Source organism: Paenibacillus sp. 276b (genome assembly GCF_900107875.1).
Classification (GTDB): Bacteria; Bacillota; Bacilli; order Paenibacillales; family Paenibacillaceae; genus Paenibacillus; species Paenibacillus marchantiae.
In genome coordinates this window covers 171,256-183,295 of sequence record NZ_FNRR01000006.1, presented here as the reverse complement: position 1 = coordinate 183,295, position 12,040 = coordinate 171,256, and the positions used below count along the sequence as shown (strand labels likewise).

Sequence of the window (12,040 nt, the reverse complement as noted above, 5' to 3'; positions counted from 1 at the left end):
TTTTGGCAGAGGTGGATGATACTCAAGTGAAAATGAATGTTCAATGGATGCGTCTATCGCCACCCCGAATTCTGGTCCTAGGGTTCGCGGGTATTATATTGCTCGGGACACTTCTGTTGATGCTCCCGACATCCAGTCGAAGCGGAGTCAGCCTTCCTTTTATTGACGCACTCTTCACTGCGACTTCTGCAGTCTGTGTAACGGGGCTGGTTGTGGTGGATACAGGTACTCATTTTTCGACGTTGGGTCAGATTATAATTGCAATCCTGATTCAAATTGGCGGTCTTGGCTTTATGACGATGTCGACACTGGTGGCGATTGCATTCAAACGGCGGATCTCTCTGCGTGAGCGGTTGATTTTGCAGGAAGCGATGAACCAGAGTACGATGGAGGGGATTGTCCGCCTTATTCGCAAAGTTGTGATCTACTCGCTCATATTGGAAGGCATATGTGGCACGTTGTTCGCCATTCGGTGGTCGTTTGATATGCCAATGGGGCAGGCCATCTATTATGGATATTGGCATGCCATCTCCATGTTTAACAATGCTGGGTTTGATATGTTCGGTGAATTCCGAAGTTTAACCGGGTATGTGTATGATCCGCTCGTGAATTTTACAGCCATGTTCCTGATTATTGCAGGCGGTATCGGTTTTGTCGTTCTATCTGATCTGGTGGAGTATCGGAGGACGAAGAAGCTTTCGCTGCATTCCAAAGTGGTATTGCTGACGACAGGTTTGTTAATCGTATTTGGCGCACTGGTTATTTTTGTTTTTGAATTCAGCAATCCCCGGACACTGGGTGGTTTGAACTGGGGTGGTAAAATTCTCGGTTCGTTCTTCCAGTCGGTTTCCCCAAGAACAGCAGGGGCGAATACGGTAGACATTGCTGGCCTGAGACAGGCAACGCAATTTTTCATCATTATATTAATGTTTATTGGTGCTTCCCCCGGTTCTACTGGAGGCGGCATTAAAACAACCACATTCATGATTATGGCCGGAGCTGTCTATGCCATGATGCGGGGACGGGAAGATATCGTCTTTTTCAGATATCGGCTCCTACAAGAACGCATTTTCAAAGCACTGACGATTACACTGCTTGCCCTGTTGCTCATTATTGCCGTTACGATGGTGCTTAGTACGACGGAAGACAGCAGTTTTTTGATGATATTATTTGAGACGACATCCGCCTTCGGTACCGTTGGTTTATCTATGGGGCTTACACTGAAGCTGACCACGATCGGCAAGCTTTTGATCTGTTTCACCATGTTTGCGGGACGTCTTGGACCAATTACGCTCGCGTATGCACTCGGACAGAAAAAGGGTAAAGAATTGTACAGGTATCCTGAAGGCAAAATGATTATTGGATAAGGGGTTCGTGAAGAACAATGAAAACACAGCAGTTTGCGGTAATTGGGCTAGGGCGCTTTGGCTCCAGTCTGGCACAGGAATTAATGGAGCTTGGTTATGAAGTGCTGGGTATCGATAAAAATGAAGAAGTCGTCGAAGACATGAGTGAATTGGTCACCCATGCCGTCGTCGCGGATTCAACTGATGAGGAAGTGCTGCGCTCCCTGGGCATCCGTAATTTTGACTGCTGTGTTGTTGCCATTGGGGCTGATATCCAGACCAGTATTCTCACTGCTATTTTACTGAAGGAACTCGGTGTAAAAACAGTTGTGGCCAAAGCCATTTCAGTCCTTCATGGACGGGCACTGGACAAGCTGGGGATCGATCGTGTCGTTTATCCTGAGCGTGATATGGGAATTCGGGTTGCCCATCAGCTCGTCACCCCGAATCTGCTGGATTATATCGAATTGTCCGATGATTACAGTATTGTGGAGATGAAGGTTCCAGCCTGTCTGCATAATAAAACGCTGTCCACTCTGAATGCTCGAGTACGCTTTGGTTGCAGCATTGTAGCTCTGCAAAAGGAAGCCGGGGTTATCATTGCCCCGACTGCACTGGACTCGCTTCAGATGGGTGATATCATGGTGATTATCGGCATGAATGATGACATTGACCGTTTTGAGGAAGAAGTGATCAGCCAAGAGAGCTAGAGCTGAGTCTATTAAATGAAAGCAGAGCGTTGAGCTCGGCTGATTAATATGAATGCTAAGGCGTCGTAGTCCTCCGTGAGGGCAGCGGCGCCTTTGCTGTAAAGAGAGCAGCCGTTTCCCTGACCCACTGTCTGGAGGTTTGGCTGAGGTCTTCCTTTTCCCCATAGATCATGCAGGTTGTGCGCCGGGTCTGTTGCAGTTGCGGCAGATATACCGAGACAAGATCATTGTCCGCAAGCAATTGAGGGCGGAGATACGACTTGGGCAACAGGGCTGCTGCTTTGCAGGTAGGCAGAAGACGGACAATCGCTTCAAAGGAATCAATCTCCATGCGAATATCCGGCATCACGGCGCAGCGCTGAAACAGGTCGTCGGTTAATTTTCGATACCAGGTTCCTTTGGAGAACGTAATCATCGGCAGATCTTGCAAATGTTCCATTCCGGCTTCTTTACCTGATAGGGGATGCGTTAAGGGCACAACCAGCTCCAGATGATCATCAAAGAGTGGCACACAGTTTAGCCCGGCTTCACTTATAGAAGAGGCAACGATACCTACATCAGCTTTTTTATCCCGCACAAAAGAGACAATTTCATGTGTTTTCCCCGTCACCAGCTTGATTTCCGCATTCGGATGTTTCTCCATAAAGGCATTTACCAGCGGTGGCAAAGTGGTTTGAAGCGTTGTCAGACTGGCTCCAAGTGTAATGGAGCTTTGTTCTTCGTCCTTGTACTGGGCCAGCATGGTCAGAAATTTTTGTTGCTGCTGTTTCTGCTCTACCGCGAAAGTATAGGCGAACTGGCCTACGCTGGTTAATTCAAGTCGTTTACCACGGCGATGAAAGAGCGCTACGCCGAGCTCATCCTCCAATTTGGAGATTTTGCGAGACAGCGCGGGTTGTGACAGATTCAGCAATTTCGATGCACGGTTCAGACTGGACTGCTCTACAACCGCCGCAAAAGCGTTTAATTCCTCGAACATGAGCACTAACCTCTTTTCTAATGAACGTACTTTGCGTGAGGCATCTCCTTGTCAAATATTTCTCCATGTTGTATGGCCTGCACGACCGATGTTTATAACTTATACCTATAGGTTATAACATTTAATAATTATATTGCAATTCCCTTATAAGAAAAAAAGGAGTAACATGAATCGTGACACAAGTTGTTCACACCTGAAGAAAACGGAACAATTTGTCGAACCTTTCCTTGGGAAAGGTTTGTGTCATGATAAGCGAATTTTATTTATGAAAACGTTGTATTTAGCGAAAGGGGATCGACATTTTATGAAAGGGTTTTACTCCAGAAAGCTGCACTCCTTGCTTGGCGTCATTCCGCTCAGTCTGTTTTTCATTGAGCATATGGTGACGAACTTCTCGGCAGTTGAAGGCGGCAAAGAAGGCTTTAACGATGCAGTAGCATTTCTGAATGGCCTGCCGCTCGTGATTGTACTTGAAACGCTTCTCATCTGGTTGCCGCTGTTCTATCACGGTGTATATGGTTTGTACATTGCCTATCAGGCCAAGCCTAACGTGGGACGTTTTGGCAATGAGCGCAACTGGCGCTATACGTTGCAGCGCGTCAGCGGTGTCATTACGTTTGTGTTCGTCATCTGGCACATTTGGGAGACTCGTTTCCAGGTTGCGCTGGGGAATGTCACACACGAAGAGCTTGGCGGTGTCATACATGGCATCGTGATGAATCCGGTAACGTTTATTTTATATCTGATCAGTGTGGTTGCGGCATCCTATCACTTTGCCAACGGTTTGTGGTCGTTCCTGGTTAGCTGGGGAATTACCGTCGGTCCGCGTGCGCAGCGTGTATCTTCCTACATCTGCATGAGCTTGTTTGCTATTGTAGCTCTCATGTTTATTGCATCGCTGCTTGCTTTCCGGAGCATGGATTTCCAGGTAGCCACTTCGATGATTGACGCAGTTAAGACAGTTCTGATTTAAGCATTTGGACTTTAAATGCTGACTTATAAGGGAGTGAACAGCAATGGCATCATCTAATGTAATTATTGTGGGCGGAGGTCTCGCGGGATTGATGGCGGCGATCAAATCGGCTGAAGCCGGAGTCCATGTTCATTTATTTTCACTGGTTCCCGTTAAAAGATCCCACTCCGTATGTGCCCAAGGCGGTATCAACGGTGCGGTAAATACCAAGGGTGAGGGCGACTCCCCATGGGTACACTTTGACGATACAGTATACGGCGGTGACTTTTTGGCGAATCAGCCTCCAGTCAAAGCGATGTGTGAAGCGGCACCAGGCATCATTCACCTGATGGACCGGATGGGCGTAATGTTTAACCGGACACCGGAAGGTTTACTTGATTTCCGTCGTTTCGGCGGAACGAAGCATCACCGTACAGCGTTTGCCGGTGCAACGACAGGACAACAATTGCTCTACGCATTGGATGAGCAGGTGCGTCGCTGGGAAGCGGCCGGTCTCGTGACCAAGTATGAGAACTGGGAGTTCCTGCAGGCGGTTATTGATGACGAAGGCATCTGCCGCGGCATTGTAGCACAGGATCTGAAAACGATGAAGGTACAGACGTTCCCGGCTGAAGCAGTTATTCTGGCGAGCGGCGGCCCTGGCATTATTTTCGGTAAAACAACCAACTCGGTTATCAATACAGGTACTGCCGCAAGTGCGGTGTATCAGCAAGGTGTAAATTACGCGAACGGTGAGTTCATTCAGATTCACCCGACAGCCATTCCAGGCGATGACAAGCTGCGTCTGATGTCCGAATCGGCTCGTGGTGAAGGTGGACGGATCTGGACGTACAAGGACGGTAAGCCTTGGTACTTCCTCGAAGAAAAATATCCGTCATACGGTAACCTTGTTCCGCGTGATATCGCGACGCGTGAAATTTTCAGCGTCTGCGTGGATATGGGCCTAGGCGTGAACGGCGAGAACATGGTATATCTCGACTTGTCACACAAAGATCCGAAGGAGCTGGATGTGAAGCTCGGCGGAATCATTGAGATCTACGAGAAATTCATGGGTGATGACCCACGTAAAATCCCAATGAAAATTTTCCCGGCAGTCCATTATTCCATGGGCGGCATGTGGGTAGATTATAACCAAATGACCAACATTCCAGGACTGTTCGCAGCTGGTGAATGTGAATACCAATATCATGGTGCGAACCGTCTGGGTGCAAATTCCCTGGTATCGGCAATCTACGGTGGTATGGTGGCTGGACCGAAAGCAGTTGAATATATCAAAGGACTCAAAAAATCGTCCGCAGATATCAGTTCTTCCGTATTCGAAGGTTATACTAAGCGCCAAACCGATAAATACGAAGGCATCCTGAACATGCAGGGCAATGAAAATGCCTATGTCATTCACAAAGAGCTTGGCGAGTGGATGACGGCGAATATGACGGTGGTACGTTACAACGATAAGCTGGAAGCGACCATCGGCAAAATTAAGGAATTGAAAGAGCGTTACGGCAAAATCAACATGTACGACACTTCCGGTTGGAACAACCCGGGTGCAGCATTTACCCGTCAGCTGTGGAACATGATTGAACTGGCAGAAGCGATGACTTTGGGCGCACTGCTGCGTAACGAAAGCCGTGGAGCGCATTACAAACCAGACTTCACCGAACGTAATGACGAGGAATTCCTGAAAACAACGATCGCAAGCTGGTCGAAGGAAGGTCCAAAAATTTCGTACGAGCCTGTAGACGTTTCCCTGATCCCACCACGGATCCGGGACTACTCGAAGGATTAAGTAAAGCGAAATTTCGGTCTATTCATAAAGTTAAAGACTTAGCATCTTAACGGAAAAGCAGTAGACACATAGAGGCAAAGCGTACACGGAGCTTCTCAATGTTACTGCCACCAGAATGAATGGAGTGCAGTTTCCAGCAAAGTGACCCTGCGTGCACGACGTAGCGGAGGAAGCGGAAATGCCCAGAAGAAGCGAAGCGCTCGCCTTTATCACCGGATTTTAACCCTGGGAAGGGTTGATAAAAAAAATCCGGGGATAACAGCGATCAGAAGGGCATTCCGCTGCCGGAGCGCCACCCGTGCACCAAAAGAGTAACTTTGCGCATAAGCAACACCAATCATCGTCACCAAAGGAGGGGACAACGATATGACGGACACAGCTACAGCAAAAAAAACCGTCAAGTTTATCATCACCCGTCAGGACAACCCGGAGTCATCTTCGTACAACGAAGAGTTTGAGCTTCCGTACCGTCCCGGCATGAACGTTATTAGCGCCCTGATGGAGATCCAGCGGAACCCGGTTAATACAGAAGGCAAGTCCATTGCCCCGGTCTGCTGGGAATCGAACTGTCTCGAAGAAGTCTGTGGAGCATGCTCCATGGTCATCAACGGCAAGCCGCGTCAAGCGTGTGCAGCCCTGATCGACAAGCTCGAACAGCCAGTTCGCATCGAACCGATGAAAACCTTCCCGGTGGTTCGTGACCTCGTCATCGACCGTACCCGGATGTTTAACGCCCTGAAACGGGTTAAAGCGTGGATTCCGATTGATGGTACCTATGACCTCGGTCCAGGTCCGCGGATGCCTGAGAAGAAACGTCAGTGGGCTTACGAGCTGTCCAAATGCATGACATGTGGTGTATGCCTCGAAGCATGCCCGAACGTGAATGAAAAAACAGACTTTATCGGTCCGGCAGCTCTTTCTCAAGTACGTCTGTTCAATGCTCACCCAACAGGGGAGATGAACGCTGAAGACCGCTTGGAAGCACTTATGGAAGACGGAGGTATTGAGGGCTGTGGTAACTCGCAGAACTGCGTACGCTCTTGTCCAAAAGGTATTCCGTTGACTACCTCCATTGCCGAAATGAACAAACAAACAACCAAACATATGTTCAAACGCTGGTTGGGTGTGTAATCTAGTCATATCAAATGCAGAACTTCGGATCTGCACCATTAGAAGAAGTCGTGATCCTTGGCACATATAGCCTAAGATCCCGGCTTCTTTTTCTGTACTCGCAAAGGAACCGGGCTAGTCATGCAGAATATGGTATACTAAGGGGATGGATTTGGAGCGGAAGAAGGAGGGGGACGCATGGGAGAAACACCGCGTGAGGGCAGCAAGATCTCGCCGCCCCGGCGCTCACAGAATGAATCTGATTCGCAGGACTCCATTTTTCCCGGAGAGGAAAAGGATCATGATCCCTCCCGGCGCAATTTTTTGCTGCGCATGATCTTAATGACGGCGAGTGCCAGTATACTCACAGGAGGATATGCCTGGTTATGGGAGCCTCGTCATCTGGAGATCAAGCACGTTGAATTGAAACTGCCCAAGTTTCCAAAAGCATTCGAGGGACTGCGTGTGATTCAGTTCAGTGATGCTCATCTTGGATTCCATACGGGGCTGAAACAAATGGAGAAGCTGGCTGAAACGATAAGGGAACAGCAGCCTGATCTGATTTGTTTTACCGGTGATATGGTTGAACGGGAAGCAGAACCGATGCGTGAATGTATTCCTGCACTGGCATCAATGCAAGCGAAGTATGGCAAATATGCCGTATTGGGGAACCATGATTATCGAGGCCAGCAGCAGCATGAAGTGGAGCTGATGTTTAAAGAGGCCGGGTTCACGTTGCTTCGAAACAGCCATGTTCTGATTGAACGAGGGGATTCACGTATCGCGATAGCAGGTCTGGATGACGCGCTTACGGGCAGACCTGATCCCGTTGTAGCAATCAAGGGATTGAGTAGAGAGGTCTGGAAAATGCTGCTTATGCACGAGCCCGATTATGCAGACATTGCAGCACCTTACGGTTTCGGACTACAGCTCTCGGGACACAGTCATGGCGGGCAGGTGCGTTTTCCTTGGATTGGGGCACTGACTACACCAAGAGGTTCACTCAAGTATATTCAAGGGTTATATTACGCTGGGGATAAGCATATGCCAGTCTATGTGAACCGAGGCTTTGGCATGACCCAACTGCCGATTCGCTTTTTGTGCAGGCCGGAATTGACGGTTTTTGAACTAAAGGGTTAACAACATAAAGAATATAGAGCATAAAGGGAGGTTAGCCAGATGGAACGAATTGCGATTGTATCCGATATTCATGGCAACATGACTGCTTGGGAAGCGGTATTAAAAGATATTCGGAGTCGCGGATTGAAGCGAATCTTTTGTCTTGGCGACCTCGTTGGCAAGGGGCCTGATCCAGTACAGGTTGTTGATCTGGTGAGAGAGACATGTGAGCAAGTTATCCGTGGCAACTGGGATGAGTTGGTTGCGGTTAATCAGGACAATGAGAATTTTACTTGGCAAGCGAAGCGGCTGGGTAAGGAGCGATTGGCATATCTGGAGAGCTTGCCGTTTAGCCACCAATTAGAGCTGAGTGGTCGTACGATCCGTCTGGTGCACGCATCTCCCCAAAGTGTATATCACCGTGTACAGCCGTGGGATGAGATTGAGAAGAGGTTGGCCATGTTCGATCCTCCGGCAGATGAACCTGAGCTTGGTATGGCGGATGTCGTGGGATATGGGGATGTGCATAATGCATACTTGCAATTTATGAATGGGAAAATGTTGTTCAATGCAGGCAGCGTGGGTAACCCGCTTGATTTTACCCAGGCTTCTTACTGTATTCTTGAAGGAGAGAACAGCAACGATCGGAACACCCCGTTCAACCTTCAATTTGTAAGGGTGCCTTATGATATTGAGCAGGAAGTAAATATTGCTCAGCAGGCCCAGGTACCTTCGCTTGATTTTTATATCCGAGAGCTTCGTACAGGCGTTTATCGCGGGCTGCAAACGAATTAGTTATGTCAGGAATAAACCGCTGTAATGAATTGGCATACTAATGTTCGGCCTACTGAGCGGAGTATTGTGGAGTATAGTGATGTTTCATTGTTTATCTATGTATTTTATTTGCGCCGGATCATCCTCAGAGCATGCTTGTCTTACCGGACTAGAACCCGTTAGGCAAAAGGAGCGATTGTCATGCTGACCCGAAAAATGCTGGGCCAAGGATTGCCTGCTTTATGGACAGAGCGCCTTGTTCTTCGATCATTACGTCAGAGTGATTACAGCACGTTGTCGGAGCTGTTTTCCGACCCGCAGGTGATCCGTTATGTAAACAGGGGGAGTCAGCCCACGCCAATCCGGGCTCGGCGATTATTGAATCAGATCCGCAGCAGCAGTGCCAAGCTGGATTCATTGCATTACGGCATCTGCTGGAAAGGCAGCGAACAGATCATCGGCATCACTTCATTCCAGCATTGGAACGACCAGAATGGTACCGCACAGATCGGATATATTCTGAACAGGTCCTGCTGGGGTAAGGGAGTCGCGACTGAGGCAGTGCAGCGTTTGCTGGAATTCGGTTTTGCCGAGCTTAATTTGTGTAAAGTAGAAGCCCGCTGTTACGAGGCAAATGTATCATCCGAACGGGTTCTCTGTAAAAGCGGTATGATTTATGAACGGACCCTGCCCTCGTTTGTTTTGAATCATGAGGATGGTGAGACGCCGGAAACCCTGCTGGATGTTAAGGTGTATAGTCTCTATCGTGAACAGCATGTCCGTTCTCATTGGGAAAATCGCCTGCAAACGTTGGTATCCGACAAGCACGAGTAACATAGAATAGAGTATATTGCATAAATCCAAAGAGCGTATTTCAATCAGAAAAATATAGATCGAAATGTTTCTATTCGTCTATTTTTTTACTCGGAAGCGAGTTGGGTCGAATTATGCAAAATGCTGAATTAAATGAAACAGCTGAGGTTTGAAACGAACTTCAATTATTTGTTACACAAATGAAATATAGCTGCAATTGAACTCTAACAGACAGCGGGTAAACTTATCTCATGACCCCCTTTTTGATAATAGATAATGCTGTTGGGACCCGCGCTTAGCGGGTTCATTTTTTTTGTCTGTATAAGTTTAACTATGGAATTTCTACGCCAACACTCCGATGACAGAACTACTTTCTGTTATCGTGTAAATATTTAGTTGAACGTATATAACATCTTTTTTTATATTAGGATACAAAGAAAAACCCTCACAGCGTTTTTTTACGCCGTGAGGGCTATTGTGGTGCTCTATGTTTAAAACGGTACAACTTGCATTTGTTTCTGCTTGAAGTATACCCATTCGGTGAATCCAATCTCTTGCAGACGTGTACGAACGTCATCCAGTTCATCAGCAACACGCTGCGGTTTGTGGGCATCCGATCCGAAGGTCACTTTCACTCCGTAATGATGCGCACGCTCCAGAATGGCATCGGAAGGGTACCAGCCCCCACTGAGCTTGGTTTTACCCGATGTATTAATTTCAATAGCCACGTTCGATTCTGCAATGACCTGCAACGTTTCATCGATGGCTTGATCCGCGATAATATCCGAGAAAGGTGGATAATTTCCTTTCATGGCATCAATATGTCCGAGAATCTGGAACATTCCGCTTCGGGCTGATTGCCGAATTAAAGCATAGTAACTCTCTTTCACTTCAACCTTACGTGCATTGCTTAATCCGTTCCAGCGGGTTTTGTTGAATATGCTGACATCTTCCGTATGATGAACTGAACCAATAATATAATCAAAAGGATATTGCCCCAGTGTATTGCGATACAAATCGGCATGGACGGGGAAATAGTCAGATTCAATGCCAAGCAGCACATCAATTTTGCCCGCGTATTCTTCCTTCAGAGCCAGTACTTCTTCCACGTAATGATGCAATTCCGACTTGCCCATCGCGATCCGGGGAAAAGCCTGTTCTTCGTCACTACCGAAGTAAGGTGTATGATCTGAGATACCGATGACCTGAAGTCCAGATTGAATACCTGCCTCAATATAGTCGCGAATATTGCCGTCTGCATGACCACAACGAAAATGATGGGTGTGAAGATCAAATTTCATATGGAAATCCTTCCTTTCTCATGGCTCATTTATCATTCTGAACTGATGAACTGGGTCTCCGGCATGCCTTTGAGATCGCTCAGGAATTGCTGCATGGCCGAATTCACATAACGACTTGATTTGTAAATGACTCCGACAGGGTGACTGACTTCCAGTTCACTCAGTGGAATCATGCGCAGTGTGCCTTGCCGCAACTCGTGGGCAACGGATTGTTTGGATATAACGGCTGCCCCGAGATTAATCTCAACCATCCGTTTTACTTCCTCGCTGCTCGACAACTCCATAACGATATTGGGCTCAATATTATGTTTTTTGAAAATGCCTTCCGTAAAGCGGCGTCCCACTGTATCCGGAGATAGCAAGATCAGAGGTGTGCTGCGCAGGACATCCACCGCGGCATGCTTTTGCTTCGCCAGTGGATGGAAAGGAGATACCACAAGCTCGAAAGTATCATAATACAGCACAGACGTATTCAGGTTAGGATTACGCTCTGTAAGATAACCGATACCGATATCGACCATACCATTCTCGACCTGAGTATAGATCTGGGAGGAAGGCAGGGATTGGATACTGGTCTTGATGAGTGGAAATTGATCCTGAAAGTAGGATAAGACCCGTGGCAAAATCTGAATAGCAATGGATGTGGTTGTACCGAGTCTGATATGTCCCTGAGGGGTCTCATCGAGATCCATCAGCTTCTGTTTCAGCTCACCCACGATGTCCAGCATACGTTCGGCATGTTGAAGAAATACCTGTCCGCGATCGGTGAGGGTGACCGGTTGGTTCCGATCGACAAGAACGGTTCTGAATTCATCCTCCAAGCTCTTGATCTGAGCCGAGACGGCGGGTTGGGTCAGATTTAGAAGTTCTCCGGCTTTGCGGAAACTCATCGTTTTCGAGATGGTAATCAGCGTCTCCAGTTGACTGATATTCATGTATGGCCTCCTTGCACGTAAAATGTCTTCTGTCTATCCATAGGTGGAATCCCGTAACTGGTCATTGTTCCGTTCCTTAAATTATAGGTGATTCAGGACAGCAGGGCAATGAAGGGAACATCATGGATTTGGGGAGGTCCATTAGAACGAGAAATTAATTTTATTTCAAGAAATTAAATTTTTAACATTTTAAG

At 47.6% G+C, this 12,040-nt stretch carries 11 protein-coding genes; 8 read left to right on the top strand and 3 right to left on the bottom strand.

Annotated elements, in window-relative coordinates; translation table 11 throughout:
* Positions 1 to 32 precede the first annotated feature (32 nt).
* Together BLV50_RS24875 and BLV50_RS24870 are read left to right on the top strand one after the other, a co-directional pair.
* Positions 33 to 1,367, top strand: coding sequence for a TrkH family potassium uptake protein (locus tag BLV50_RS24875; protein ID WP_063566174.1), 1,335 nt, complete (start codon positions 33 to 35; stop codon positions 1,365 to 1,367).
* 17 nt (positions 1,368 to 1,384) lie between these two features.
* A complete protein-coding gene (locus BLV50_RS24870) occupies positions 1,385 to 2,056 on the top strand; it encodes a potassium channel family protein (protein ID WP_063566090.1) in 672 nt (223 codons plus the stop codon).
* Positions 2,057 to 2,111: 55 nt separating this feature from the next.
* Here the strand turns inward: BLV50_RS24870 and BLV50_RS24865 are convergent, their stop codons facing one another.
* On the bottom strand, positions 2,112 to 3,035 hold the full coding sequence (locus BLV50_RS24865; protein ID WP_063566089.1) for a LysR family transcriptional regulator: 924 nt from the start codon (positions 3,033 to 3,035) through the stop codon (positions 2,112 to 2,114).
* 304 nt (positions 3,036 to 3,339) lie between these two features.
* Between BLV50_RS24865 and BLV50_RS24860 the strand changes: the two genes are divergently transcribed.
* The 6 genes from BLV50_RS24860 (at position 3,340) to BLV50_RS24835 (ending at position 9,631) form a co-directional block, all read left to right on the top strand.
* Positions 3,340 to 4,008, top strand: coding sequence for a succinate dehydrogenase cytochrome b558 subunit (locus BLV50_RS24860; protein ID WP_076290972.1), 669 nt, complete (start codon positions 3,340 to 3,342; stop codon positions 4,006 to 4,008).
* 43 nt (positions 4,009 to 4,051) lie between these two features.
* Positions 4,052 to 5,794: a succinate dehydrogenase flavoprotein subunit gene (gene sdhA, locus BLV50_RS24855; RefSeq protein ID WP_063566088.1), complete on the top strand. Its 1,743-nt coding sequence runs from the start codon at positions 4,052 to 4,054 to the stop codon at positions 5,792 to 5,794.
* Between the two features lie 366 nt (positions 5,795 to 6,160).
* Complete coding sequence (gene sdhB / locus BLV50_RS24850) at positions 6,161 to 6,925, top strand: succinate dehydrogenase iron-sulfur subunit (protein ID WP_063566087.1); 765 nt, start codon at positions 6,161 to 6,163, stop codon at positions 6,923 to 6,925.
* A 177-nt stretch (positions 6,926 to 7,102) separates the two neighbouring features.
* Positions 7,103 to 8,044 carry a metallophosphoesterase gene (locus BLV50_RS24845; protein ID WP_090810521.1) on the top strand — a complete coding sequence of 314 codons (942 nt, stop codon included), beginning with the start codon at positions 7,103 to 7,105 and terminating at the stop codon, positions 8,042 to 8,044.
* Positions 8,045 to 8,083: 39 nt separating this feature from the next.
* On the top strand, positions 8,084 to 8,818 hold the full coding sequence (locus BLV50_RS24840) for a metallophosphoesterase family protein (RefSeq protein WP_090810519.1): 735 nt from the start codon (positions 8,084 to 8,086) through the stop codon (positions 8,816 to 8,818).
* Between the two features lie 180 nt (positions 8,819 to 8,998).
* Positions 8,999 to 9,631, top strand: coding sequence for a GNAT family N-acetyltransferase (locus BLV50_RS24835; RefSeq protein ID WP_090810516.1), 633 nt, complete (start codon positions 8,999 to 9,001; stop codon positions 9,629 to 9,631).
* A 470-nt stretch (positions 9,632 to 10,101) separates the two neighbouring features.
* On the opposite strand, the gene BLV50_RS24830 is transcribed toward BLV50_RS24835, so the two are convergent.
* Positions 10,102 to 10,911: a histidinol-phosphatase gene (locus BLV50_RS24830; RefSeq protein WP_064635735.1), complete on the bottom strand. Its 810-nt coding sequence runs from the start codon at positions 10,909 to 10,911 to the stop codon at positions 10,102 to 10,104.
* A 32-nt stretch (positions 10,912 to 10,943) separates the two neighbouring features.
* Complete coding sequence (locus tag BLV50_RS24825; protein WP_063566083.1) at positions 10,944 to 11,846, bottom strand: LysR family transcriptional regulator; 903 nt, start codon at positions 11,844 to 11,846, stop codon at positions 10,944 to 10,946.
* Positions 11,847 to 12,040: the final 194 nt, after the last annotated feature.

Coding starts and splice junctions, on each gene's coding strand:
- BLV50_RS24830 (WP_064635735.1), bottom strand. CDS start 10,911: ATGAAATTTGATCTTCACACCCATCATTTTCGTTGTGGTCATGCAGAC.
- BLV50_RS24845 (WP_090810521.1), top strand. CDS start 7,103: ATGGGAGAAACACCGCGTGAGGGCAGCAAGATCTCGCCGCCCCGGCGC.
- BLV50_RS24825 (WP_063566083.1), bottom strand. CDS start 11,846: ATGAATATCAGTCAACTGGAGACGCTGATTACCATCTCGAAAACGATG.
- BLV50_RS24835 (WP_090810516.1), top strand. CDS start 8,999: ATGCTGACCCGAAAAATGCTGGGCCAAGGATTGCCTGCTTTATGGACA.
- BLV50_RS24840 (WP_090810519.1), top strand. CDS start 8,084: ATGGAACGAATTGCGATTGTATCCGATATTCATGGCAACATGACTGCT.
- BLV50_RS24875 (WP_063566174.1), top strand. CDS start 33: ATGAATGTTCAATGGATGCGTCTATCGCCACCCCGAATTCTGGTCCTA.
- BLV50_RS24860 (WP_076290972.1), top strand. CDS start 3,340: ATGAAAGGGTTTTACTCCAGAAAGCTGCACTCCTTGCTTGGCGTCATT.
- BLV50_RS24865 (WP_063566089.1), bottom strand. CDS start 3,035: ATGTTCGAGGAATTAAACGCTTTTGCGGCGGTTGTAGAGCAGTCCAGT.
- sdhA (WP_063566088.1), top strand. CDS start 4,052: ATGGCATCATCTAATGTAATTATTGTGGGCGGAGGTCTCGCGGGATTG.
- BLV50_RS24870 (WP_063566090.1), top strand. CDS start 1,385: ATGAAAACACAGCAGTTTGCGGTAATTGGGCTAGGGCGCTTTGGCTCC.
- sdhB (WP_063566087.1), top strand. CDS start 6,161: ATGACGGACACAGCTACAGCAAAAAAAACCGTCAAGTTTATCATCACC.